The organism is Longimycelium tulufanense (assembly GCF_014645795.1).
Taxonomy (GTDB): domain Bacteria; phylum Actinomycetota; class Actinomycetes; order Mycobacteriales; family Pseudonocardiaceae; genus Longimycelium; species Longimycelium tulufanense.
Map to the genome: position 1 here is coordinate 1 of NZ_BMMK01000008.1, position 24,452 is coordinate 24,452.

Annotated in this window: 26 protein-coding genes; 15 read left to right on the forward strand and 11 right to left on the reverse strand. The window is 71.4% G+C overall.

The genetic code is table 11. The annotated features are described in order from the left end of the window. Window positions 1–86: 86 nt before the first annotated feature. The 3 genes from IEY55_RS10305 to IEY55_RS10315 all read right to left on the reverse strand — a co-directional run bounded on the left by IEY55_RS10305 (window position 87) and on the right by IEY55_RS10315 (window position 1,822). Window positions 87–332 carry a hypothetical protein gene (locus IEY55_RS10305; protein WP_189056454.1) on the reverse strand — a complete coding sequence of 82 codons (246 nt, stop codon included), beginning with the start codon at window positions 330–332 and terminating at the stop codon, window positions 87–89. Between the two features lie 142 nt (window positions 333–474). Then, the gene (locus IEY55_RS10310; protein WP_189056456.1) at window positions 475–666 is read right to left on the reverse strand and encodes a hypothetical protein; all 192 of its coding nucleotides are present in this window, start codon (window positions 664–666) and stop codon (window positions 475–477) included. Next, window positions 650–1,822 (reverse strand): Rv2629 family ribosome hibernation factor, encoded by a 1,173-nt coding sequence (locus tag IEY55_RS10315; protein WP_189056458.1) that lies wholly within the window; start codon window positions 1,820–1,822, stop codon window positions 650–652. Before IEY55_RS10315 ends, IEY55_RS10310 begins: the two co-directional genes overlap by 17 nt. Window positions 1,823–2,300: 478 nt before the next feature. On the opposite strand from IEY55_RS10315, the gene IEY55_RS10320 reads away from it, so the two are divergent. The 4 genes from IEY55_RS10320 to IEY55_RS10335 all read left to right on the forward strand — a co-directional run bounded on the left by IEY55_RS10320 (window position 2,301) and on the right by IEY55_RS10335 (window position 4,508). Then, entirely contained in the window at window positions 2,301–3,284 is a 984-nt protein-coding gene (locus IEY55_RS10320; protein ID WP_189056460.1) for a TIGR03557 family F420-dependent LLM class oxidoreductase, read from the forward strand. A gap of 2 nt (window positions 3,285–3,286) precedes the next feature. Further along, a complete protein-coding gene (locus tag IEY55_RS10325) occupies window positions 3,287–3,661 on the forward strand; it encodes a hypothetical protein (protein ID WP_189056463.1) in 375 nt (124 codons plus the stop codon). A 116-nt stretch (window positions 3,662–3,777) separates the two neighbouring features. Continuing rightward, window positions 3,778–4,200, forward strand: coding sequence for a CBS domain-containing protein (locus IEY55_RS10330; protein WP_189056465.1), 423 nt, complete (start codon window positions 3,778–3,780; stop codon window positions 4,198–4,200). Window positions 4,201–4,205: 5 nt separating this feature from the next. Further along, complete coding sequence (locus IEY55_RS10335) at window positions 4,206–4,508, forward strand: hypothetical protein (protein WP_189056467.1); 303 nt, start codon at window positions 4,206–4,208, stop codon at window positions 4,506–4,508. Between the two features lie 75 nt (window positions 4,509–4,583). Here IEY55_RS10335 and IEY55_RS10340 read toward each other — a convergent pair whose 3' ends face one another. Together IEY55_RS10340 and IEY55_RS10345 are read right to left on the reverse strand one after the other, a co-directional pair. Beyond that, window positions 4,584–5,420: an enoyl-CoA hydratase/isomerase family protein gene (locus IEY55_RS10340; RefSeq protein WP_189056469.1), complete on the reverse strand. Its 837-nt coding sequence runs from the start codon at window positions 5,418–5,420 to the stop codon at window positions 4,584–4,586. 89 nt (window positions 5,421–5,509) lie between these two features. Then, window positions 5,510–5,962, reverse strand: a complete 453-nt coding sequence (locus IEY55_RS10345) for a PaaI family thioesterase (RefSeq protein ID WP_189056470.1) — start codon at window positions 5,960–5,962, stop codon at window positions 5,510–5,512. Between the two features lie 132 nt (window positions 5,963–6,094). Here IEY55_RS10345 and IEY55_RS10350 point away from each other — a divergent pair, with 132 nt between their 5' ends. Then, complete coding sequence (locus IEY55_RS10350) at window positions 6,095–6,688, forward strand: TetR/AcrR family transcriptional regulator (RefSeq protein ID WP_189056472.1); 594 nt, start codon at window positions 6,095–6,097, stop codon at window positions 6,686–6,688. 509 nt (window positions 6,689–7,197) lie between these two features. After that, complete coding sequence (locus tag IEY55_RS10355) at window positions 7,198–7,998, forward strand: sugar phosphate isomerase/epimerase family protein (RefSeq protein ID WP_189056474.1); 801 nt, start codon at window positions 7,198–7,200, stop codon at window positions 7,996–7,998. Window positions 7,999–8,192: 194 nt separating this feature from the next. Here IEY55_RS10355 and IEY55_RS10360 read toward each other — a convergent pair whose 3' ends face one another. Further along, window positions 8,193–8,894: a GntR family transcriptional regulator gene (locus IEY55_RS10360; protein WP_229686239.1), complete on the reverse strand. Its 702-nt coding sequence runs from the start codon at window positions 8,892–8,894 to the stop codon at window positions 8,193–8,195. After that, complete coding sequence (locus IEY55_RS10365) at window positions 8,891–9,640, reverse strand: TVP38/TMEM64 family protein (RefSeq protein WP_189056476.1); 750 nt, start codon at window positions 9,638–9,640, stop codon at window positions 8,891–8,893. The genes IEY55_RS10360 and IEY55_RS10365 overlap by 4 nt, the downstream gene beginning before the upstream one ends. Before the next feature lie 235 nt (window positions 9,641–9,875). Between IEY55_RS10365 and IEY55_RS10370 the strand changes: the two genes are divergently transcribed. Together IEY55_RS10370 and IEY55_RS10375 are read left to right on the forward strand one after the other, a co-directional pair. After that, window positions 9,876–11,213, forward strand: a complete 1,338-nt coding sequence (locus IEY55_RS10370) for an MFS transporter (RefSeq protein WP_268239295.1) — start codon at window positions 9,876–9,878, stop codon at window positions 11,211–11,213. 575 nt (window positions 11,214–11,788) lie between these two features. Further along, window positions 11,789–13,177: an MFS transporter gene (locus tag IEY55_RS10375; protein WP_189056478.1), complete on the forward strand. Its 1,389-nt coding sequence runs from the start codon at window positions 11,789–11,791 to the stop codon at window positions 13,175–13,177. Window positions 13,178–13,352: 175 nt separating this feature from the next. Here IEY55_RS10375 and IEY55_RS10380 read toward each other — a convergent pair whose 3' ends face one another. The 3 genes from IEY55_RS10380 to IEY55_RS10390 form a co-directional block, all read right to left on the reverse strand. Next, entirely contained in the window at window positions 13,353–14,786 is a 1,434-nt protein-coding gene (locus tag IEY55_RS10380; RefSeq protein ID WP_189056480.1) for an amino acid permease, read from the reverse strand. Between the two features lie 453 nt (window positions 14,787–15,239). Beyond that, entirely contained in the window at window positions 15,240–15,530 is a 291-nt protein-coding gene (locus IEY55_RS10385) for a hypothetical protein (RefSeq protein WP_189056482.1), read from the reverse strand. Between the two features lie 122 nt (window positions 15,531–15,652). Next, the gene (locus IEY55_RS10390; RefSeq protein ID WP_189056484.1) at window positions 15,653–16,132 is read right to left on the reverse strand and encodes a helix-turn-helix transcriptional regulator; all 480 of its coding nucleotides are present in this window, start codon (window positions 16,130–16,132) and stop codon (window positions 15,653–15,655) included. A 270-nt stretch (window positions 16,133–16,402) separates the two neighbouring features. Between IEY55_RS10390 and IEY55_RS10395 the strand changes: the two genes are divergently transcribed. From IEY55_RS10395 to IEY55_RS10420, 7 genes are all read left to right on the forward strand, one after another. Further along, window positions 16,403–17,410 carry an LLM class F420-dependent oxidoreductase gene (locus IEY55_RS10395; protein ID WP_189056486.1) on the forward strand — a complete coding sequence of 336 codons (1,008 nt, stop codon included), beginning with the start codon at window positions 16,403–16,405 and terminating at the stop codon, window positions 17,408–17,410. A 125-nt stretch (window positions 17,411–17,535) separates the two neighbouring features. Continuing rightward, a complete protein-coding gene (locus tag IEY55_RS10400) occupies window positions 17,536–18,153 on the forward strand; it encodes a TetR/AcrR family transcriptional regulator (RefSeq protein ID WP_189056488.1) in 618 nt (205 codons plus the stop codon). A 98-nt stretch (window positions 18,154–18,251) separates the two neighbouring features. Further along, window positions 18,252–18,671, forward strand: coding sequence for a hypothetical protein (locus tag IEY55_RS10405; protein WP_189056490.1), 420 nt, complete (start codon window positions 18,252–18,254; stop codon window positions 18,669–18,671). 109 nt (window positions 18,672–18,780) lie between these two features. Further along, window positions 18,781–19,095 (forward strand): DUF3817 domain-containing protein, encoded by a 315-nt coding sequence (locus IEY55_RS10410; RefSeq protein ID WP_189056492.1) that lies wholly within the window; start codon window positions 18,781–18,783, stop codon window positions 19,093–19,095. Window positions 19,096–19,234: 139 nt separating this feature from the next. After that, a complete protein-coding gene (locus tag IEY55_RS31990; protein ID WP_229686240.1) occupies window positions 19,235–19,432 on the forward strand; it encodes a hypothetical protein in 198 nt (65 codons plus the stop codon). 20 nt (window positions 19,433–19,452) lie between these two features. Next, entirely contained in the window at window positions 19,453–22,431 is a 2,979-nt protein-coding gene (locus tag IEY55_RS10415) for a helix-turn-helix transcriptional regulator (protein WP_229686241.1), read from the forward strand. Window positions 22,432–22,705: 274 nt separating this feature from the next. Then, the gene (locus tag IEY55_RS10420) at window positions 22,706–23,386 is read left to right on the forward strand and encodes an HNH endonuclease family protein (protein WP_229686242.1); all 681 of its coding nucleotides are present in this window, start codon (window positions 22,706–22,708) and stop codon (window positions 23,384–23,386) included. Between the two features lie 60 nt (window positions 23,387–23,446). On the opposite strand, the gene IEY55_RS10425 is transcribed toward IEY55_RS10420, so the two are convergent. Beyond that, the gene (locus tag IEY55_RS10425; protein ID WP_189056496.1) at window positions 23,447–24,451 is read right to left on the reverse strand and encodes a PHP domain-containing protein; all 1,005 of its coding nucleotides are present in this window, start codon (window positions 24,449–24,451) and stop codon (window positions 23,447–23,449) included. Window position 24,452: the final 1 nt, after the last annotated feature.

A 24,452-nucleotide genomic window follows, 5' to 3' on the forward strand; every position in this document is an offset into this window, starting at 1 on the left:
CCATGATCAACCACGAGGCCGTGCCTGCTCCTCGTGACATGAAACGACTTCGCCGGAGCCCTGCCGGTGAGGGCGGGGGCTGTTGGTCAGTCGGTCTCGGGAAGCTGGACCTCGTCGCCGGCGCGCTGCCGGAACGTGAGCAGGTCGTCGACCGCCCGTGGCCGGGGCACCCGCCAGTCCTGGAAGATCCAGGACGGCTGGACGCCCTGCACCGCGACCTCCTCTCCGTCCTGCCGCTCGTCCTGCCGTGGCTCGTGCCGGTCCCCGCCCGTGCGCACGATCACCACCTCCTGTGCCTTCTGCCGTTGCTCGGCGGCGGCCTGCCTGGTCACGGGACGGCGACGAGGGCGGACCCTGACGCGCCCCGTCCCACTATCCGAACGCCACTGCCTCGTGGCCTGGTGAACACCGGCTCGAGCGGCCGGCGTCGGTGTTGCGACGTCGGAGCGGACGGGGGCGGATCTCGCCATGGTCCTAGTGGTGTTCCGGCGGCTCGTCGGTGAGCTCGGTCCGCTCGATGGTGAACCGCGGTTCGTCATCGGCCGGGGGTTCGGGGTCCCGGCCCTCCTCGGCCCGGGTGGGGCGGTTGGCCCGCACCAGGCCCTCGACGTCGTGCTTGAGCTGCTCGTCCTGCCGCGGGCCGTGCTTGTCACTGCCGCGGTGCACGACGACCACCTCCAGTGCTCGTCCCCGCCGGTTCCGGCGACGCGTACCGGAGCAGCGCCCCGGCACCGTCGGCCAGCTCCGGCCGGCCGCCGGCCACCACCCGCACCTGCGCGCCGGTGGCCGCCGCCGCGCGCAGCAGCGCCGCGTCCGCCCGATCCCGGGCCGGCCGCGACACGCCCAGCTCCCGAAGCTCCCTCTCCTCGGTCGCCAGCTCGGCCGGCCTCGGGCCGACCCACAGCGCGCGGTCGTCCGTAGCGTCCTCCACCAGCAGAAGCGTGTCCACCTGGTCTTGCCGGAGAGCGAGAGTGACGTCGTGCAATGTGGCGACAGCCACAGCAGAACCACTCTTCCGGGCGCGGTCCAACTCGGCGACGAAGCGGTCCAGCACCCGGCGCGTCCCCGCCGCGGCCCGCTCGGTCACGAACCGTTCCACCTCGCCGGCCAACGCCGCCGGATCGGTGCCCGCGGCGCGACCGCCCGCCGTCGCCTCGACCGCGATCGCCCGGCAGGGCGGACTCAGCCGCGCCGCCACCGCCTTGCGTGCCTGCACCTCGCCGGCGAGCACGAGCAGCTCCGCATCCACGGCCCGGGCCGCGCGGTCGGCCTCGGCCGCGATCGCGGCGGCGTTGTGCTCGGCCAGATCCTCGACCCGCTGTTGGATCCTGCGATGCGACTCACCGCCGTCGCGGACCTTGTGCGCGGGGTGCTCCTCGCCGCGCACCGTCCGCTCCAACACCACCTCGCCTGGCCGGCGGTAGCCGCGCAAGTCCGCGCCCAACCGGTCCACCACGGCGACCACGTGCGGCACCTCGGGCGGCAGCTGCGCCACCATCGGCATCAGGTGCGGCAGCGCGGCGACCCGGGCGACCGGCTGGGCCGGCGGCTCGGCCACCTCGACGTCCAGGGTCACCTCGCCGTGCGTGGCGACCAGCAGCCGCCCGGCGCGGCCCACCGCGGGCAGTCCGCTGTCGACGGCCTCGTCCAGCACGCGCAGGGTGTCGGCGTCGAGGTCCTGCTCGGCCAGCCGCTCCCGCAGCTCGCGCCAGCGCAGCCCGATCGCCCGCGCGGCGTCTTCGGTGTCGTGGGAGGCATCAAAGAAGACGGTTGCGGACGGCCCCTCCCTACCTAGCACGTCCCGCAGCCATGTCAGGTCCATCGTGGACTCCCATCAGTTGTCCCGCTGCGCAGCTGCCGAAGTTGCTCCGCCGCCCGCCGAGCAGGTGCGCCTGGAACAGAAATTCCAGGTCGCGCTCCTTCGAAGGTGCGGGACCACGCCACCCAGGACACCAGTTGCTTCCCCGCCGTAGTGGGGAAAATCGAACCGCGGGACACCGCCTGGTCGCCGTGCTCGTTGTCCCCACGGCCGCCAGCGCGGTATCCCGCTCCCGCACTCACTGTTTGATGACCTCGTGGTCGGCCCGCTCGTCGACTCGGCGATCCGCGGTCAGCAGGGAATGATCAGGTCACCGCCGGTCATCCGGGCGTTCCCCGAACTCGGACCGAGCCGCGCGCCCTACGCCGTTCGGCGTGCCAACGGTGCACACAATCCCGACATACCCATCCGGCCGAGCCCTCAACCGCCAGCGCCGCCGCGCCGGCGTTTTCCGCCACCCGGTGCCGGGTAGCCCAACGCCATGGTCAGCATGGGCTACTTCCTGGCGTGCGAGGAGTTCGGGCCGCACGAACTGGTTCGCCAGGCGCGGATGGCCGCCGATGCCGGCTTCGAACGGTTGTGGATCTCCGACCACTACCACCCCTGGACCGAGGCGCAGGGGCAGAGCCCCTTCGTGTGGGGCGTGATCGGGGCGTTGTCGGAGGCGACCCGGCTACCGATCACCACCGCGGTCACCTGCCCCACGATCCGTATCCACCCCGCGATCATCGCGCAGGCCGCCGCGACCGCCGCCGTGCAGTGCGACGGCCGGTTCGTGCTGGGAGTGGGCAGCGGCGAGGCGCTCAACGAGCACGTCCTGGGCGACCGGTGGCCGCCGGCCGAGACCAGGCTGGCCATGCTGGAGGAGGCGGTCGAGCTGATCCGGGCGTTGCATCGCGGCGACCGCGTGACCTACCACGGCGAGTTCTACGACGTGGAGAACGCCCGCATCTACACACTGCCCGACGGGCCGGTCCCGATCTACGTCTCCGGGTTCGGTCCCAAAGCGGCCCGGCTGGCCGGGCGGATCGGCGACGGCTTCGTCTGCACCATGCCCGCCGAGGGTCTGGTGCGCACGTTCCGCGAGTCCGGCGGTGAAGACCGGCCGGCCCAGGCCGGTTTCAAGATCTGTTACGCGGCCTCCGAGGAGGAGGGCGCGCGCACGGCGCTGCGCATCTGGGGCAACCTCGCCGTTCCCGGCGAGCTGTCCCAGACGCTGCCGGAGCCGCGGCACTTCGAGCAGGCCGTGGAACTGGTGACCGAGGACGCGATCCGCACCGCCGTGACCTGCGGTCCGGACGTCGACCGCATCGTGGATCGGGTGCGCACCTTCGCCCAGGCCGGCTTCGACGAGGTGTACGTCCAGCAGATCGGCCCGGACCAGGAGGCGTTCTTCGAAATCTGCCGGGACCAGGTGCTGCCGCGGGTACGCGAGCTGGAGCTGGTTCGCGACGCAGGAAGGTGACCATGACCAAACGCCGTTCCGGACCGCCGGAGTCCACCGAGCACGGGCCGACCAGCCGGGACCTGGCCGCGCACGGTGCCGAGGCGCCGGAGGAGCGGGCCGACCAGCGACCGGCCGAGGACACCGACGCCGACCGGCTGGCCGGGAACCCGCTGGAGGAGGGCCGGGAACCGCCGGAGGACTGGGCGGGCTCCGACCGTTACGGCACCACCCCGTTCGAGGAGACCTTCGGCGAGCCGATGGACGCGCGGCTGGGCGAGGAGGAGCCGGAGGAGACGGCACGCGGGCGTGGCTCGGGCGGTGCCGGAGACGACCGGTTCGACGAGACGTTCTTCGAGGAACGCCCTGCCGAGGACCTACCCGACGAGTACCGCTGAGCGAACCGGCCGTCGTGCCGCGGGAACCCTCCCGTGGCACCGGTGGCGCGGGGCCATGCCCGTGCAACGACAGGACAAGCGTGAAGCAGGCAGGAAAGGAAGGAGTGGGCGGCACAATGGCTACCGCGCGCGACATCATGACCCGGGGCTGCGAGTGCGTCGGCGAGCAGGAGACGCTCGTCGACACGGCCCGCAAGATGCGTGACCTCGACGTGGGGGCGTTGCCGATCTGCGGCGAGGACAACCGGCTCAAGGGCATCGTCACCGACCGCGACATCGTGGTGCGTTGCCTCGCCGAGGGCACGGACCCGACCCGGTTGACGGCCGGTCAGCTGGCGCAGGGCGCCGGCGACCTCATCTGGGTCGACGCGGATGCGAGCGTCGACGAGGTGGAGCAGACTCTGGCGCAGAACCAGATCCGGCGGGTGCCGGTGCTGGAGAACCGGCAGTTGGTCGGCATCATCGCCCAGGCGGACGTCGCCCGGCAGCTGCCGCAGCAGGACACCGGTCAGGTCGTGGGCGCGATCTCGCAGAGGTGAGGACCATGGGCGGGTCCGGGCAGGGCGCCGCGAGCGCCACCCCGTCGGCATCGGCCGACGAGTACGTCGTCACCGTCGCCGGACACGAGCACCGCGTCCGGCTACCGCACTGGCTGCTGGCCAAGCTCGTCGCACGGGAGTACTGCGAGGACACCGTGGAGGGGCCGCGTGCGGCCGAGGCCGCGGTGCGCGCGCTCCGCGAGACCCACCCGGACCGCCCGTTGCCCGACGTCGTCGAGGTGGACCGGCTGGTGCGGGCGGAACACGAGTTCCTCGACCGCCTCGCGGCCCACCTGTGCGGGCACTGAGCGGAAACCGGGTGGGAACCGGCCTGCTTCCGGCGCCGTCGGCCGCAACCGACCGGTCGCCACGTGGCTCGGCGCCTACAGCAGCTGTCGCATCTTTTCCTTTGTCCGCTCGAAGTCCAGCTCACCCTCCCGGGTCTGGCCACCGGCGGCCAGGAACGCCTCGCGGCGGCGGGTCGCCTCCGGGAGGGTCAGGACGTAGGCGGACTGCGCCTCTTCCTCCACGTACCCGTGGTAGCGCCCCAACTCGCCGGCATCAATGGCGCGCTTCGCCGCGCGCAGCGCCTCTCCCGGGTAGGAGGCGATGCGCAGGGCCAGGTCCCGCACGAACGGTCCGAGTTCGTCGGCGGGTAGGGCCCGGTTGAGATAGCCGTAGCGTTCGGCCAGTTCGGCGTCGATGTCCCGGCCGCCGAGGATGATTTCCATGGCCCGCGCCCGGCCGACGAGCCTGGGCAGGTTCTGGGTGCCACCACCGCCCGGGATGATGCCGCTGGTGATCTCCGGCTGGCCCAGCACCGCACGACCCAGCGCGCCGAAGCGCATGTCCAGCGCGAGTGCGAACTCCGAGCCGGCGCCGCGGGCGGCTCCCGCGATCTGGGCGATGGTGACCTGGGGGAGCGTGCGGTAGTGCTCGACGAGGAGATGGAAGAGCTTGAGGGTGCCCCGCCTCACCGGCTTCTGCACGGCCCTGGGCGCGAACAGGTTCACGTCCCAGTGGGCGAGGAAGAAGTCGGGGTCGGCGCTGTCGAACACGATCACCCGCACCGCGTCGTCGGACTCCACCTCGTCGGCAAAGCGTGCGAGCTGGTCCAACAGCCCGAAGTCCAGGAGGTTGATGGGTGGCTTGTCGAACGTCACGAACGCCACGCCGTTCTCGACATTGATACGCAAGTGCTCGTATTCGTCGTAGGGCATGGGAAACACACCTCTTCGGTTGTCGTTGGCGGGCCCGTACCGGCGGGCCCGGTTCCGCGGGCCGAGCTGGTGCGCGGCGGGGCCCCGCCTCAGCGGAAGATCATGCAGGTCGTCGTCGCGTGGGCGACCAGCCGACCCTCGTCGTCGGTCACCCGGCCCTCGGCGGTCGCGATGCGCCCGCCCACGTGGATCGTGGTGCCCACCGCGGTGATCCGCTCGGCGGTCAGCGGCACGGCCCGGGTGAAGTTGACCTTCAGCTCCAGTGTGGTGTAGCTCGCCCCGGCGGGCAGCGCGCTGTGCACGGCACAGCCCATCACCGAGTCGAGCAGGGTCGAGCAGACCCCTCCGTGCAGCGTGCCCAGCGGGTTGGCGAACTGGGGCTGCGGCCGCAGCGACATGACGGCCTGCCCCTCCTCCAGGCTGTCGACGGTCATGCCGAGCACGTCGCCGATGGTCGGCGGTGGCTCGGGCATGCGCACGGCCATGCGCAGGAACTCCAGCCCGGACAGGGTGGACAGGTCGATCTCGTCGGTGTTGGCCATCGATGGGGCTCCTTGCCGGTCCGCGGTGCCACCCGGCCGGGCACCTGTTATGACGTCCAACATAACTCCGCAGGTGGCGGGATGCGTTATGATGCATGTCATAACGAGAGTCCGCATCCGATCGAGGAACCCATGCCCACCGACGCGCGACAGAAGATGATCCGCAGTGCCACCCGGCTCTTCCGGGAGCGCGGCATCGAGGCGACCACGTTCGCCGAGGTGGTCAAGCACAGCCACGCACCCCGGGGCTCGATCTACCACCACTTCCCGGGCGGGAAGGCACAGCTCGTGGCGGAGGCCACCCGCTTCGCCGGCCAGGCCATCGCCGACCGCCTGGCCGCCGCGGTCGAGCGGGACCAGGATCCGGTGCGCACGCTGCGCGAGCTCGCCCAGGTGTGGCGGGTCATCCTCGCCGAGAGCGACTACGCCGGGGGATGCCCGGTGGTGGCGGCGACCGTGTCCGCCCACACCTTCCCGGAGGGACAGCGGGCCGCCGGCGCGGTGTTCGCGCGGTGGGAGGACGTTCTCCGCACCATGTTCACCCGGCAGGGGGTGGCCGAGGATCGGGCGCGCTCGCTGGCCGCCCTGGCCATCGCCGCCCTGGAGGGCGCGATCCTGCTGGCCCGCGCCCAGCGGGACCTCACGCCGCTGGACCGCGTTGCCGACGAGGTGGAGACCGCCGCCCGGCACGCGCTCGCCGAGGCAACACCGCGGTCGCGGGACTGAGCTGGGCGGAGCCGGTCAGCGGGTGTTTGTACGTCGGCGGTGTCGTGGCGGAACGGGAACCGCGGACGGAGGCTTTCGCGGCGGTCTGGTGCAGGTCTCCGCAGGGGTGACGTCAGGACCGTTGATCTGGGCGGTTGGCGCGGCGTTGTGGGGGTGCCGACGTCGGTTTCCGCCGCCCTCCGGCAATGTTGAGGTGTTCGGGCATCCGCGTCGAGAACTCCCGCAGTGCCTTCCACCGGCCCTGCCGCGGTCTCAGACCACCGCACCCCAGGGCCGACATCATCGCCGGTGGGCTCCTTATCCTTTGCCCGCTCCCAGACCCGCGCCTACCCTTTGGAACCGGGCACCACGCACCACGGAGCAAATGTGTGGTGGCGTTCGGGCACACATTACGGACTTGAACGCTGTGAGGACTACCGATCGGAATTCCGATGACGCCACGGTCCACCTCGTCACATCAGGAAGTTGATTTGCTGGGGTCGTACTGGACCACGGCCGGTCCGGTCGAGGTGTTCCGGGGCCGGGAGTGGAGTCTGTTCGACTGGCGCGACCGATGCGCCCAGGCGGCGCGGGTCGGCCTGCGCGGGCTCGGCCTGTGGCACGCCGACCTGGAACATCAGTTGGAGCAGCGGAGTCTTGCCGAGATCAGGCAGATCTTCCAGGACCACGGCTTGGAGACCCTCGAGCTCGAGTTCCTCGACGGTTGGTACCTGGACAAGGGAACCGAAGACCGGGCCGCCTCCGACAGCAGACGCGCGCTGCTGTTCGAAGCCGCGGCGGAACTCGGCGCCCACCACATCAAGGTCGGCAACATCTTCGGCGTCCACTGCGAGATATCGAAGCTCGCAGAGCGGTTCGCCGAGTTGTGTGCAGACGCGGCGAAACGTCACGACGCGCCGATCACCTATGAACTCATTTCCACCGATCTGAACGCCAACACGCTGGATCGTGCGATAGAGGTCGTCCGGGGCGCCGAAGGGGTGAATGGTGGTCTGACACTGGATACATGGCACCTCGCCAAGCTCGGGATCGCGCCGGAGGACCTGCGACGCATTCCACGCCAGTATGTGACCTACGTCGAGCTCAGCGACGGTATGTCGCACAACATGTCGGACCTGATGGAGGAAGCCGTCCGGCATCGGCAGTTGCCCGGTGAGGGTGAGTTCGACCTCGAGGGCTACATTGCGGTTCTGCAAGACTTGGGCTACGGCGGGCCCTGGGGTGTGGAAGTGCTCTCCGACAGGCTCCGTGCCCTGCCCATCACGGAGATCTTCAGCCGGACCTGGCAGACCGCCTCCGCGCAGTTCTGACCCAACTTTTCGAACACGCGGCTGACCAGGTCGGCACGGCCAGCCGCTCGAAGACCTCCGCCGCCGAAGGGCGGGTGTTGGTCTGCTGTTTCTTGGTGATGGCCGACATCCGTGTCGCGGGGGCGGGAGTCTTCCCGGCCTGCTGTCAGAAGTACCAGCGTGCGCAACTCCTTTCGGCGAGCCGCACCGCGACGTCAGCCGACGGAGTCGATCTCCTCGGCCAGCAGCGGGCCGGGGGTCAGCCCGAGCCGACGCAGGCTCGACCGGAGGTGGGCGCGGAGCAGCTGTTTGGCGCGCACGGGCTCACCCGCGCGCAGTGCCTCGGCGATCTCGGCGTGTTCGCGCACGATGGTCGGGATGTAGGCCGGGTCCTGCCGGCGCGCGGTCGCCGTGATGCGGACCTGGCGGTCCCGCAGGGCGTCGTACTGGTCGCTGATCAGCGGGTTCTCCGCGGCCGCCACCAGACGGGCGTGGAAGTCCCGGTCCGCGGTGTGCCGGTCGGCCTCGGACAGCAGGTCCATCTCCGTGGGGATCGCCGCCGGCTGCGCAGACAGGGTGGCGCCGACGTCGCGCAGTGCCTCGCTACCCCGCGCCGCCAGCTTGTCGATGGCGAACCCCTCCATCACCAGCCTGGCCTCCAGCACGGCCTGTGCCTCGCCCGGGCTGATCGGCACCACCAGCGCGCCCCGCTTGGGGTACAGCCGGAGGAAGCCCTCGGACTGCAGCCGCAGGAACGCCTCGCGCACCGGTGTCCGGGACATCTCCAGGTCCGCGGCCACCTCACCCTCCGACAGCAGCTCGCCATCGGGGTAACTGCCGTCCAGCAACCTCGCCTTGACGTATGCGTAAGCCCGCTCCGTGGCCGAAGGCGCACCACCCGTCCGAGACTCGGTCATAGCCGACATCTTCCCCGGCACGCCGGTGGCACCGTCAGCGGACCCACTGCCGAGGCGTTCGCGGCACCCGTCCGCGTGCTCGCCCGCGCCACCCGACCACGTCGGCGCGCGACCACCGCCGTGGCGATGCTCGTCAGCAGGGCGAGGCCCAGCGGGCCGAGGAAGCCGGGGCTGGTCGGGTCCTGGAGCGAGGCACCGGCCACGACGACGAGGGCGGTGCCGGGAACACTGCCGATCGCCGTTCCGGCCGCGAACTGCCGTGCCGGCAGCGCGGTGACGCCGCAGGCGTAGTTGACGGCGCTGAACGGGACCAGCGGGACGAGTCGTAGCTGCAGCACGGCGATCCAGCCGTGCCTTGCGAGCAAATGGTCCACCGTGGACAGTGCTCCGGTCCGCAGGCGCGGCGCGACCAGGTCTCGGCCCAGCGCGCGGGCCAGCCCGAATCCGGCAATCGCCGCCATGGTCGCGCCCGCGACCGCCAGCGCGATACCGGCCGCGGGCCCGAACAGCACGCCCCCGGCCGCACTCAGCAACGGCCGGGGCACCAGCACGGTCGCGGCAATGACGTAGCAGCCGAGATAGACGAGTGGGGCGAGCGCGCCAGCAGCCTGCACCCATTCCTGCACCGTCGCGGTATCGGGTACCGGCAGGGCGAACGCCGCCGCCACGATCGCGGTGGCCGCCACCGCGAGCCCGGCGAGACAGATCGGCCGCTGTGATGTCGAGGCGGACTCGGGTGCGGTCACGTTCTCCTCGACAACGATCGATGCGTCAGGTCGGCCCGAGTCTATGTGGCCACCCGGCGCCCCGTGTCCGGTTCGGCGCCCGCTCGGCAGGTCGTCACCCCGGGGCGGGGAGGCCCCCGGGGCACGGAGGAACGGCCGCCGGCTGGCGAGCCCGGTTGTGAAGGCACTCACATTCGTCGACCCCGGCGATGATCATGGATACATCTTGTATCTATGATGCCGCCCGGAGGTGCGCATGTCCATCGCTCGCGAGGCAACGTCCGTGTCGGGACCCACGTCCACCGGTCCACCGGCAACGGCGGCGGCGACAACGGCACTGTCCGGGTCGTCCGGCGTGCCGGACGCCTCCGCGTGGACGGCGCCCGCAGGGCATCGGGACACCGGGCGGGCCTGGCTGGTGTGGGGCGCGGGTGCGGCCTGCTACGTGGCAGCGTTGTTCCACCGCACCAGTCTGGGGGTGGCCGCGCCCGAGGCGCTGGCCCGCTTCGCCACCGGGCCCGGGGTGCTCGCCCTGTTCACCGCGCTCCAGCTGGGCGTCTACCTGGTGTTGCAGGTCCCGGCCGGAATCCTCGCCGACCGGTGGGGACCGCGTCGGGTGCTCACCGGAGGGGCGGTCGCCATGGCCCTCGGCGCTGGGGTGTTCGCCGCCAGCACCGCACTGCCGGCGGGCATCGCCGCCCGGGTGTTGATCGGTGCGGGTGACGCCTTCATGTTCACCAACGTGCTGCGCCTGGCCGCGCACTGGTTCTCGGCCCGCCGCTACGGCCTCGTGGTCGGGCTGACCGGACTGGCCGGAAGCGTGGGGCAGCTGGTGGCCACCCTCCCGCTGACCGCCTCGCTGCACCAGCTGGGCTGGGAGAGCACCTTCCTGGCCGCCGGTGCGGTCACGATCCTCGTCGCTGTCACTGCGGTCGTGTTGGTTCGGGACCACGGCACCACCTCCGGCCGTGCGACCGCTCCCGTCGAGCCGGTGCGGGTGGCGTTGCGTGCCGCTGCCGCCGAGCGCGGGACCCGGCACGGGTTCTGGACGCACTTCGTGCTCATGGGACAGTTCGTCGCGCTGACCGCACTGTGGGGTGCACCGTGGCTCACCACGGGACAGGGGCGTTCGCCGGGGGAGGCCGGCGCACTGCTCATGCTGTGCGTGTTGGGCTTCACCGTCGGCACGCTGCTTCTCGGCCGGCTTGCGGCTGGTCGTCCGCGGCGCAGCCGGGCGGCCACCGAGACGTTGATCGCCGCTTCGGCGATTGGCTGGCTGACCATGGTGTTGTGGCCGGGGCAGATGCCCACCGCGGTGGTGATCGTCGTGCTGGTGGTGCTCGGGGCCGCCGGTAGCGCGGGGATGCTCGCCTTCGACACCGCTCGGTCGGCGAACCCGGAGCACCGTTCCGGCACGGCGGCGGGCGTGGTCAACCTCGGTGGGTTCAGTTGCGCGGTGCTGGCGCAGCTCGCCGTCGGTTGGGTGCTCCAGCTCGCCGGCGACACCGCTTACCAACTCGCGTTCCTGCCCGTGCTGGGGCTCGTGCTCATCGGAGCATGGGGCGCACTCCGAAACCGGAAAATCACCGCATAAGTGACTTACGGTCGAAAACGGGACCGCGGCCTGCTTTCCCGCCCTTCCCCGAGAGCGTGGCGCTCCTCGGGGAAGGGCGTGGTGCGTTCGGGACGAGGACGCGTTGCCGACACTTCGGGTTCGTCGGTGGTTTGAACAAACGCCCTCTGTCCGTCGCCGCGAGGTTCGTTTGCTTGCTGTCGAAGGAAACCTGGACAGCGGCACGTTGCGAAGGATCTTTCCTGGATCTCCCGATCTGCGGGCAAGGCCCGATCGATGCGGATCGTGATCAGGAAAGAATCCTTTGCTGGTACGGGTGATCTGTGGCACCGCCCCTGTGAGGTGGGGCACTGTCCGGCGCCCCCCGGGGAAGTTCCTCGACGCCACCGGTAGAGTTCGACTTGGCTCCGCAATCGACCGAGCCGCAACACCGTGGTTCCGCAGCTGTTCCTCCAGCTGCGCCGAGTGCCCTTCTTGGTCGCGGGCATCTACTAGCGGCCGCTCTGGACGTTCGTCCACACCAGCCGAAACCGCGGTCCGAAGTGGACCGTGCAAGACCGACCCAATAACCTGCGTTTTACGAGGAGTCGCCTTCCATGACCGGCGTACCGACCCGGCCCCGCCCGTGGGCGGCCGGGGGGTTCTACGGCTGGCACATCGTCGTCTGGTCCTGCATCGCGCTGGCGATGACCGGCCCCGGCCAGACCGCCGGGGTGTCGGTGTTCATCGACCCGCTGATCGCCGACCTCGGCCTCAACCGCTCGACCATCTCCACCGCCTATCTCCTCGGCACCGTCGGCGGTGCTGTGGCAATGCCCTTCGTCGGCCGTGCGATCGACCGGTTCGGCGTCCGCTGGACGATGACGGTCATCGCGATCGTTTACGGCACCGTGCTGTGCAGCCTCGCCGGCGTGAGCTCGCTGGTCGGGCTCACCGCCGGGTTCGTGGGCCTACGCATGGCCTCCCAGGGCGCGCTCCAGCTCGCCGCCACCACCGCGGTCGCGTTGTGGTTCTCCCGCCGCCGTGGCACCGCGGTCGGCATCGTCAGCGGGATCGGCATGATGGGCATCTCGCTCACCCCGGTGATCGTGGAGGGGCTGATCGAGGCGACCACCTGGCGGGTCGCCTGGCTCGCGGAGGGCCTGGCGGTCTGGGCCGTGGTCCTGCCGATCGCGGTGTTCGCGATGCGGGACCGGCCCGAGGCCCTGGGGCAGCACGTCGACGGGCAGGCACCCGATGCCGACGGCCCACGGCGGGAACACTGGGGCGTCGGACGCGCGCAGGCCATGCGGACCGGGTTCTTCTGGGTCGCCTGCATCGCCGTGGCGGTCTCCGGCCTGCTGGTCACCGCGGTGAACTTCCACCAGATCAGCCTGCTCGGCGAACAGGGGCTGGACACCGCCCAGGCCGCCGGCAACTTCCTGCCGCAGACCGTGGCGTCCCTGGCGGCCACGTTCGGCGTCGGCGCGCTGGCCGACCGGGTGGCCAGCCGCTGGCTGATCGTCGCGTCGATGTTGGGCCTGGCCGCCGCGCTGCTGTGCGGCGTGATCGTCCGCCCAGGCTGGTCGGCGGTGGTGTTCGGCCTGCTGCTCGGCGCGGCCCTCGGCAGCATCCGGTCCGTGGAGGCCGCGACCTTCCCTCGTCACTTCGGGGTGGCACATGTCGGGGAGATCCGCGGCACCGTCGCCGCGGTCAGCGTCGGCTCCACCGCGTTCGGCCCGTTGCTGTTCGCCTCGATCCACGATCTCGAGGCCAGCTACGTTCCGGCCTTGCTGGTGACGGCACCGATCCCGGTGCTCGTCGCGGTGGCTGCCCTGGTGGTCCGGCCGCCGACCTTCCCCGACCGGGTCGCGGGTGAAACCGAGAACCCGGTGGACACCGGGACTGGCGAGGATGCGGGGCCGGGGCCGGCGGAGGTCGACATGGAGGCGGGGACGGAGCGGCGGACCGAGGACCAACCGACCGCCTCTGTACCACGCAACTGAGGTCGAGCTCGCTGCGGCCAAACACGACTCGTTGACGAAGAACCGGGGCGTCCCGACCCGCTCCGGGTCGGGANNNCCCACGCCCCGGTTGTCCACCGGCGAGCGATGTCCGCTGGGCCGCGCCGCAGCGGTCAGCCAAAACCTTTACCTGCCAACGAATGCGGACCTGAGGCGACTACCGCTCCAGTGCTTCTGTGGGCCGCTCGGCCGCGTTGCGTCGGTACCTGCGGATCGCGAGGTAGGCGAGAACAACCAGGGCCAGGTAGGGCAGGCCCGCCTTCCACGCGGTGTTGAAGTGGTCGGTGAAGGCGGTCGTCACCAGCACGGCCGCCACGAACAACGCCGCCAGCGCGGTGGTCACTGGAGCCCCCGGCATCCGGATCGGGGAGGCCGGCAGCCCCGCGGCGGACCGCTTGCGGCGGAACGCGGCATGCGTGGCGAAGATCAGCAACCACGTGACCAGGGCGCCGAACAAGGCGATCCCCAGCATCATCGCGAACGCCTCCTGCGGCGCCGTCGCGGAGATCACCGCCGCCAGCACCAGGCCGGTCGCCGACAACGCAAGCGCGTTGCGCGGCACACCCCGCTGGTTGACCCGTGCCATCCACCGTGGAGCGTAGCCGTCGACGGCCAGGGAGTGACCCATCCGCGCTGTCACGTAAAGGTTGGTGTTCATCGCCGACAACGCGGCGGTGAGGATCACGAAGTTCATCACCCCGGCCGCCGCCGGGACCCCGGCGGCCTCGAACAACGTGACGAACGGGCTGGACTGCACGCCGGACGCCTCGGCCGCGTCCTGCCACGGCACGATCGACACCACCACGGCCATGCCCAGCACGTAGAACAGGGCCAGTCGCAACACCATCCGCCGGGCCGCTCGAGGCAGGTCCCGGACCGGGTTGCGCGACTCGGCCGCCGTCACCGCCACCGCCTCGGTACCCAGGTAGCTGAAGGTGACGACGGTCAGCGCCAGCCACACGCCGCCGATCCCGTTCGGGGCGAACCCGCCGTGCTCGGTCAATGCATCCAGCCCCACCGCCGGCCGGCCGGGCAGGCCGACGACGATGTAGAGCACCCCCAGCACGAGGAACACGACGATCGCGCTCACCTTGATCATCGCGAACCAGTACTCGAACTCGCCGAAGAAGCGGACCGAGACCGCGTTCACCACGAGCATGATCACGGAGAACGCGATGACCGGCACCCACAGCGGAAGCTGCGGGTACCAGAACCTCACGTACAGGCCTGCGGCGACCACCTCGCTACCGATGTTGACCACCTGCGCGGTCCAGTAGATCCACCGCTGCACGAACCCGGCCCCGGCCCCCAGGTACCGCTGCGCGATCGCGCCGAACCCACCCGCCTCCGGGTGCACCACCGTCATCTCGGCCAGCGTGTAGGCCAACGCGAGCGCCGCCAGTGCCGCGACCACGTATGCCACGATCACCGCCGGCCCGGCCAGCGAGATCGCCAGCCCGGAGCCGAGGAACAGCCCGGTGCCGATCGCCCCGCCGATGGCGATCATGCCGACCTGCCGGCCCGACAGGGCACGCCGCAGCCCGGTGGACCGGGCCTCGACCGTGGCGGGAGCGGGGGCCTCGCCTGTCATGTCGTTACTCCTCCTCGCAGGGGGCGAGTCGGCCCCACGGCGGTGCTGCGGGGCACACCGCACCCGGCCGACCGGGTGCCGGGGTGGCGTGGTCCCCGGTGCCTCCCGCTGGGGAGGCAGGGGTGGGACAGCCGGCGCCGGTCGGCGGACCGTCCGGACACGACGACGGCCGCCTCCACCGAGGCGGCCGTCGGGCAGGTCGTCGTCATGCGCGTCAGCGGGGCCGCCTCGTCAGGACGGCCACCACCAGGACACGCAACGGTCAAACACCGCGAGGCGACGGGCGAAGCGAGCATCGCCACGTAGCGACAAGGTGCGCAGCGAAGCCCGGAGCCGAGCAACCCAACACCGGAGGAGGGTAACAACCGCGGCCAGCGGTCAGGGCGCAAGCCGACGGTTTCGGTCCGCATCCGGGCGAGGTTGCGGTGTGCGGGCGCTGCACCGTGCGGCCGATCAGTCCAACGCACGGAGCCGGCGCGTGTACTCGCGCCGGCTGATCCGGCCCTTGCCGTAGTCGTGGTAGAGCTGCGCCCGTCGGACCATCGCCACCAGGTGCTCGGACATCTCCGCGCGCTGTTCCACGGACAGCTCGTCCATCCGGGCCACGATCAGGTCCACCACGTGGTCCACCATCTGCGCGCTCTGCCGCGCCCACTCCGGGGCGGGGTAGCGCCACCTCCGCAGCCGGCCGGTGAACACGGCGCGGAGCAGCGTCGGCGTGGTTCCGCCGGGTGGCTCAGGCATGACCACCGGGACCACGGGCACGCCGGTGTCGGCGGGCGGGCCGGCCCGCGTGGCGGGGGGCGCGACGCGGGCCGGCCGGGCACCCGCGGGGGCCGGCACGGCCCCCGGACTCGCAACGCCGGTCAGGCGGCACCGTCACGGCGCTGCCGCTGCAACCGGGCCACGCACCAGGCCGGCGCGCTGCCCCGGCGCAGGTGCTCCAGAACCGTCAACGGACCCAACCGCCGGGCCAGGTCGGACGGCTTGAGCCCGGCCACCCGCCAGTCCAGCGCTCGCTGGTCCAGCGGGCTCACCCCGGCATCCCACCACTGTTCGGCCTCGGCCACCTCACCCACCATCTGCCACCACCGCGCGGCGGCGGCCAGCAGCTCCGCCGGAGCGTCCGGCAGCCGGCGGGCCATCGCCGCCACGAAGGCGGGGTGGGCCGGCTCGACCGCGGTCAGCCCGCCCGTCCGGCGCTGGGCGGGGATCCGCGGTGGGGTCGGCGGTGCCTCCGCCAGCCACGCGGTCCGGATCTGGTCCACCTCGCGGAGCTCCGGGTCCCCGGACCGCTCCGCGGTCCACTCTCGGATGATCTGGTTGATCTCGGAGTCCCCGACCATCCGCTCCTCCCATCACCGCCGATGATCACGGAACGGTTTCGCACCGTATTGGGACGCATACTCTTCGCGCTAGACCCTGCCGAGCGATATCCGTTCGTTACCGTCGATCCGACCCTCGGATCCACTCGGCCGGAGTAACGGCCACCCGCTGCCGGGCCCGGGATGGCCACCCGGCCGGTACCTCGTTGGCCCAGGTGTAGCACGGTTCCGGGGGGACATCTCTCGACGGCATACCGACTGGTCGGTACCGTGCGGGCGGAGGTGGTGTCGATGACCGAACCGCGGTGGGGCCTCACCCTGCCCCTCGTCGGCGTCCCGCTCGCCGACCACCGGGACCTGGTGCGGGAGCTGCCCGCGCTGGGCTGGACCGACGTGTGGACCGCCGAGACCGCGGGGACCGACGCGTTCACCCCGCTCGCGCTCGCCGCGGAGTGGGAACCGCGGCTGCGCCTGGGCACCGCGATCGTGCCCGCCCAGACCCGTGGGCCGGGCCTGCTCGCGATGAGCGCGGCGACCCTCGCCGAGCTGGCGCCCGGCCGGTTCGTCCTGGGTATCGGTGCCTCGTCACCGGTCATCGTGACCAACTGGAACGCGGTGCCGTTCGACCGTCCCTTCCAACGCGTCCGGGACGCCCTGCGTTTCCTGCGCGCCACGTTCGCCGGGACGAAGGTCGACGAGCAGTACGAGACGTTCGCCGTCCGTCGGTTCCGGTTGGAACGTGTCCCTGCCACGCCGCCGCGGATCGTGCTCGCGGCGCTGCGCCCGGGCATGTTGCGGCTCGCCGCGCGGGAGGCCGACGGCGCGATCACCAACTGGCTCTCCGCCGCCGACGTCCCCAAGGTGCGGGCGGCGTTGGGGGACGGCCCGGAGCTGGTGGCTCGGGTTTTCGTGTGCCCCACCGAGAACGCCGATCTCGCCCGGACCGTCGGCCGCCACCTGATCACCAGCTACCTCACCGTCCCCGCCTACGCCGAGTTCCATCGCTGGCTCGGCCGGGGGAAGGCGCTGCGGGAGATGTGGGAGCGGTGGGCGGCCGGTGACCGCCACGGCGCCGCGGCCGCCGTCCCGGAGGAGGTCGTGGACGACCTGCTGGTCCACGGCGACCCGGTGTCCTGTCGGCGACGCGTGCGGGAGTACGCGGAGTCCGGAGTGGACACTCCGGTTGTCATGATCGTGCCCGCCGACACCGACCAGTTCCACGCGGTGCGGGCGCTCTCTCCGGACGGCGCGCCGTCGACGTGGCACCCTGCCACTGGCGGAGAATTGGCAGGCCGATGATGGTCGGGGAGGGCGGCACCCCGGGCGGTGCCGGGCGTGGCGTCGGGCCATTGACGCCGCCGGGTGCGTCGCGCCGGCAGGCGCGGGCCCGTGGGGTTGGAGTCGCAGTGCCTGATGGAGGAGCCATGGCGCGTGCCGCAGCGGCCCGGAGCCGCCGGGCGGCCGGTGTCCTGACGCCGGTGGAGGAGCGCATCATCCGGGCAGCGGTCCGGCTGTTCGCCGAGCAGGGCTTCGACGGCACCACCGTGCAGCAGGTCGTGGACGCCGCACAGGTGACCAAGGGCGCGCTCTACCACTACTTCGAGTCCAAGGACGACCTGCTCTACGAGATTTACCACTCGCTGATCGCGATCCAGCTCGCCAGCCTCGAGCGCATCCTCGGCGCGGGGGACGAGCCCGCGGACACGTTGCGCGCGATGGTTCTCGATCTGGTGGAGACCACCGCGGCCCGGGTGGACGAGGCCGCCGTCTTCGGCCGGGAGATGCACAAACTCGGCGCGGACCGGATGGCCGCCATCCGTGCCGACCGGCGCCGCTACCACGAGGCGTTCCGTGCGGTGGTGGAGCGCGGCCAGGCCGCCGGCGAGTTCGCCACCGCGGTGCCGGCCGAGACGGTCACCCTGATCGCCTTCGGCGTGATCAACCAGCTGCCGCAGTGGTACCGGCCGGAGGGGCCCAAGTCGCCCCGGCAGCTCGGCGAGGAGATCGCCACGTTCCTGCTCGCCGGCCTGCGACCGGCGTGACCTACCCGGTGCGGGAACCACGGGGCCGTCGTGGATCACATGTAGGACAGCTACGGGTCGGAGGTCGGGCGAAGCGGGCCCGGTGCTAGCGTCGTGACGTGCGACGCGAGCTGCTCACCCCCAGGTGGCTGGCGATGCACGCCCTGCTCGTGGTCGCGGTGGTGACCTGCCTGGCCCTCGGGTGGTGGCAGTGGGAGCGGGCCCGCTCCGCCGGCGGGACGCTCCAGAACTACGGTTACGCCCTGCAGTGGCCGACCTTCGCCGCGTTCTTCGTGTTCATGTGGGTGCGGCTGATGCGGCTGGAGCTGCGCCAGTTGGACGGTGAAGAGCCGGATGGTGCGGAGCCGGCCACGGGGTCGGCGCCCACGGTGTCGGCGGCCAGCGCCGGTGGCGCGGTACGGGTTCGGCGCCCGGCGCGTCCCGCGCCGCCGCGGGATGAGGAACCCGACGACGAGTTGGCGGCGTACAACCGCTACCTCGCCGAACTGAATGCCCGAGCGGAACGGGAACAACGATGAGCGGGACCGCCTTTGTCTGTTTCGCTTGTGGCGGCCGGTTTACTGTGGGCGTTCCGCACGCGACAACACAAGGACCGCCGAGCGGCTTGCGTGGAAGGCATACGTCGAGATGAACCCTGGTGCCCTGACCCGGTTCCGGATCGCCGCCTACGTGGTCGGCGTGGGCCTGCTGGCCCTCGTGCTGGTGGCGATGCCGATGAAGTACCTTGGCGACGACCCGAGGCTGGTGCAGATCATCGGACCGGTCCACGGCGCCCTCTACGCCATCTACCTGTTGTTCACCTTCGATCTGGCGATGAAGAGCAAGTGGCCGATGGGGCGCACGATTCTTCTGCTGATCGCCGGCACGATCCCGTTCGTGTCCTTCGTGGCCGAGCGCAAGGTCGTCAAGGAGGCGCGCCAGCGCGAGGCGGCCGCTGCCTGACCCGATCCCTTACGTCCGTCGTCCCGCCCCTTACCCGCTTCCGGGTAAGGGGCGGCGTCGTGCGGGCAACGTGACTGCCCGATGTGCGGGGCCACCGCTGAGTACGACTCTCGTTCCTGCCAGAACGGAAGGGAGCGAGATGTTCGACTGGACGTTCGACGGTGTGCGTGCCGAGGTGGCCTATCGCAGGGAGATGATGGCTGCCGTGGCTGCTTCGGCGAACCTGCACCGCCCGCCGCGGTGGTGGGACCAGCCCCGGCCCGGCGGGGACTCCGAGGACGAGGACCCGGAACTGGGACCCGAGCTGGCACTGGTGTCCCAGCCGTGCCCCGCCTGACGGTGTGCGAGCATCACGAGGTGGCACGGCTGGGGTCCGGAATTCCGCTGGTCGGGCGCGGTCGCGAGCTGGGCGTGCTGCGCTCGGCACTGGACCGCGCCCGCGGCGGCCTGGCTGGCGCCGTGCTCATTGCGGGTGACGCGGGAATCGGTAAGTCCCGGCTGCTCACCGAGCTGACCGAGCTCGCCACCGCCGGCGGGGCGCAGGTGCTGGCCGGCCGCTGCGTCGACGCGGGCGAGACCGGGCTGCCGTACCTGCCCTTCGCCGACGCGCTCGGCCGGGTGCCCGTGGCGCAGCTGGCCCAGGTACGCACCCGGCCGGCGCTGGCCCGACTGCTGCCCGACGTCCTGGCCGGCGACCACCCGACGGATCCGCCACCCGCCCGGCCCGACGAGGACCTCGGCCAGCTCCAGCTCTTCGACGCGGTACGGGGGTTGCTGACCGAACTTTCCGCGCGGCGGTGCGTCGTGCTGGCCCTGGAGGACCTGCACTGGGCGGACGCCTCCACCCGCCACCTGTTGTCATTCCTGCTCTCCCGCCTGCACCACCAGCGGTTACTGGTGGTCGCCACCTACCGCAGCGACGACCTGCACCGCAAGCACCCGCTGCGGCCCCTGCTCGCCGAGGTGCTCCGGCTGCCCACCGTGGAACGGCTCGACCTGGCCCCGCTCGGTCCGGATGCGGCGGAGGACTTCGTCCGCGCGTTGTCCGCGGACACGTTGGACGAGAACGACGTGCGCGAGATCGCCCGGCGTTCGGAGGGGATTCCCTTCTTCGCCGAGGAATTGGTCGCCACACATGCGGTGGGCCGCGACCTGCCCGCCACGCTTTCCGACGTGCTGCTCAACCGGATCGAGCGGCTGCCGTCGCTCGCGCAGCGCGTCGTGCGACTGGCTTCCGTCGCCGGGCGGCGCGTGAAACACGCGAAGCTCCGCGCGGTGTGCGAGCTGGAGGATGCAGCACTGGAGGAGGCGTTGCGTGAGGCGGTCACGCATCACGTGCTGGTTGCCGGTGATGGCGCGGAGTTCTACCGGTTCCGGCACGCCCTTCTCCAAGAAGCCGTCTACGCCGACCTTCTGCCCGGGGAACGGGTGCGTATCCATGCCGCCTACGCTCGGCTTCTGGCGAACGAGCAGGGAGTGCGAGGCGCTGCGGCCGAACTGGCATACCACAGCATAGAAAGCCACGACCTGCCGACGGCGCTCACCGCGTCGGTGCGGGCGGCCGGTGATGCCGCGTCGGCTCGTGCGCCCGCCGAGGCGTTGCGACACCTGGAACAGGCGTTGGACCTGTGGTCGGCGGTAGCCGACCCGGCGGCGTGTGCGGGTGTGCAGGAGGTCGAGCTGCTCCGAAAAGCCGCTTACTATGCCGGCGTTTCCGGCCAACCAGAGCGCGCTTTGGCGTTCGTGCGTGCGGCGGTGGAGATGGTCGACGAGGACTCCGATCCCGAGCAGGCCGCCGACCTGCGGCGCCGGGCGGCCCAGGAACTGCTCACCGTCGATGGCCGTTTCGCCGAGGCGGAGCGGGAAATCGGGCAGGCATGGGCACTGGTGCGTGCGAAGTCAGCCAGTGCCAGCCGGGCGTGGGTGCTGGCGGTGAAGGTCCGGGTTGACGTCATCAAGGGGGAGGACCGCGCGGCGCGGGGTTGGGCCGAGAGTGCCCTGGCGGACGCGGAGCAGGTGGGCGCGGCCGGTGCGGCCGCGGATGCGTTGACTTCGTTGGCCCTGCTGGACCAGCGCCAAGGCGATCTGGAGGCGGCCTGCGTCCGGCTGGCCGGCGCCCGCGACCGGGCCGCCGCGGCGCATGCTTTCGTCGCCGAGATGCGGGCCTGGTTCCAGCTGGCCGCCAACCGGTACGAGCAGGGCAACGTTGATGCGGCGATCCGGCTCCTGCGGGAAGCGGTGCGGCGCGCCGAGGACACCGGGATGTCCTGGAGCAACTACGGACTCGAGCTTCACGGGTTGCTCATGACGGCGTTGTTCGCCGCCGGTGAGTGGGAGGACAGCGTCGCCCTCACGCGGTCAGGTGAAGCGCTCGTGCCCGATGTGGTGTCCGTGCGGCTGCTGGCGCATCTCCTTCAGGTGTTGGTGGCACGCGGAGAGTTCGGTCCGGCCGCGGAGCTGTTGCGCAAGCTTCGCCCGGCCCGCACCCGGGACCTGCACGTGGCGCTCATTCACGGCGCGAGTGGTGCGGAGATGGCGTTGTGGCGGGACCGGCCCAAGGACGCCGTCGGGCACGTCACGGACGCGATCGAGCTGCTGCGGGAATCGGATGGCATGGAGCTGAGCCTGATCCGGCTCGCCGCGCTCGGGGTCGCCGCGCACGCCGACCTCGCGGCACGGGCCCGGCGGCGCCGCGACACCGCGGGGGAACAGGCGGCGGTCGTCGCCGGCGAGGCGTCGCTCGAGCAGGCCCGGGAGATCGTGCGGACGGTGCGGCCGCGCACCGGGGTGCTCGGGCCGGAGGGCCACGCCTGGCTGGCCCGGGCCGAGGCGGAGACGGCCCGGTTGGCGGGGGCGGACGACGCGGTGGCGTGGGCGCGGACGGTCGAGCTGTTCGCCGGGTTCCACCGTTACCACGAGGCCCTCGCCCGCTGGCGGTGGGCGAGGGCCCTGCTGGCGGCGGGGGATCGGGACACCGCCCAGGAGCAGCTCCGGCTGGCGCACACCGCCGCCGAACACCTGCGGGCCGTCCCACTCGGCGACGCGGTGCGGGGACTGGCCCGCCGGGCCCGCATCAACCTCGCCGGTGGCAACGGCGCGATCGGCAACCCCATCGGGCCCAGGGAGGCGCTGGACCCGCTGACCCCGAGGGAACGCGCCGTGCTCCGCCTGGTGGCGCTCGGACGCACCAACCGGCAGATCGGCGGGGAGCTGTTCATCTCGGAGAAGACCGTCAGCGTCCACCTCTCCCGGGTCATGGCGAAGCTCGGGGCCAGCAGCCGGACGGAGGCGGTGGCGCTGGCTTACGACCGCGGACTGCTCACTGGTTCGCCCTGATCAAGGCACCGGATCGGGGGCTCCCACGACGATCGCCGTTCCGGACGGCGCGGGGAGTTCGTGGGAGCCGACGGGTGCGGGTGTTTCGCACCGGACTGCGGGATCGGCGGGTCCGTCGGGAACCGGGTCGTCCTACGCCATCCCCGGAACGTCGGTCCACCTGCTGCGCAGGGTCGTCAAAGACGTGACGGACACCGCCCGCGCGGATCTGCCATGGCACCGGCCCCCCGCGCGATGATCGCCCATTGGAGTGATCGTCGATCGGGGAGTACCGGTGGCTGTCAAGCAACGACAGATCGTGCTGAGCATCCTGCTGCTGGTCGTGGTGGTGACCGTGGCGGCATGGGGTGGAGACTGGCTCGACGAGATCGGGCTCGGCGGCAGCCAGGGCTCCACCACCGCCCCGAATGCCGGCGAGGCCATGGCCGAGCTGGACAGGCTCGCTGTCGGTAGGCACCACTCCATGGCCGGTTACTCCCGGGAGCGGTTCAAGCACTGGACCTCGCACGGCGAGAACTGCGACACCCGGGAAACCGTGCTGAAGCGGGAAGGCAAGGACGTGCGGACCGACCGGGCCTGCAAGGCCGTGTCCGGCAGCTGGGTCAGCGCCTATGACGGCGAGACCTTCGACAAGGCCGGTGACCTCGACATCGACCACATCGTGCCGCTGGCCAACGCCTGGCGCACCGGTGCCGACAGGTGGGACGACGAGAAGCGCACCCAGTTCGCCAACGACCTGACCATCCCGCAGCTCGTGGCGGTCTCCGCGAAGAGCAACCGGGCCAAGGGTGACCAGGACCCGTCGCAGTGGAAACCGCCGGCCCGCTCCTACTGGTGCACGTACGCGACGGACTGGGTGAAGGTGAAGTCCACCTACGGACTCTTCGTCACCGAGGAGGAGAAGCAAGCACTGCGCGACATGCTCGACACCTGCCCCACCGACCCCAGCCGCTGACACGCAACTCTCCACAGTGGATTCAACGAAAACCCCGAGCGGTCGGGGAAACCGACCTCCTCATCGTCGCGACCGGGTGAGGAGATCGTTGGCGCCACGGGTGTTGATGACACGGTCGGAAGTGACACCGCACTCCTCGGCGCGTTGGCATCCGTAGCCGAGCCAGGCGAGCTGGCCGGGTGCGTGCGCGTCACTGTCAATGGCGAAGTCGCAGCCGAGGTCGACCGCCAGCCGGAGTAGGCGGCGCGGCGGATCGAGTCGTTCCGGCCGCGAGTTGATCTCGACCGCGACACCGTACTCGGCGCACGCCGTGAAAACCTCCTTGGCGTCGAACTGCGACTCCGGACGGCCGCGGCCGACCACGATGCGGCCCGTACAGTGCCCCAGGACATCCACGTGCGGATTGGCCACCGCGGCCAGCAGGCGCTCCGTCATCTCCCGCTCGGGCATGCGGAGCAGGGAATGCACGCTGGCCACCACGACATCCAGTTGGGCGAGCAACTCCTCGTCCTGGTCCAGCCGACCATCGGCCAGGATGTCCACCTCGATCCCGCGCAACACCCGGAACGGCGCGATGCGTTCGTTCACTTCGGCGACCACATCCAGCTGCCGACGCAGCCTCGCGGCGGACAGTCCATTGGCGACGGTGAGCCGCGGGGAGTGGTCGGTCAGCGCGATCCATTCGTGCCCCAGGGCGGCCGCGGCGGTGGCCATCTCCTCGATCGGGCTCCCGCCGTCGGACCAGTCGGAGTGGGTGTGGCAGTCGCCGCGCAACGCCGACCGCAGCTCGTGGCCACCCACCAGCTCGGGTGCGTCCCGCTCGGTGAGCTCCACCAGGTAGGCCGGATCCCGCCCGGCCAACGCCTCCGCGATCACCCCGGCGGTGGTGGGGCCGATCGACTCCAGCTGGGTCAGGGTCCCGGCCTCGGCCCGGCGCCGCAGCTCGTCCGGGCCCGTCGCGGTGGCGATCTCGGCGGCCCGCCGGAACGCCCGGACCCGGTAGCCGGGCGCCCCGGTCCGCTCCAGGTGGAACGCGATCAGCCGGAGCGCACGCACGGGGTCCACA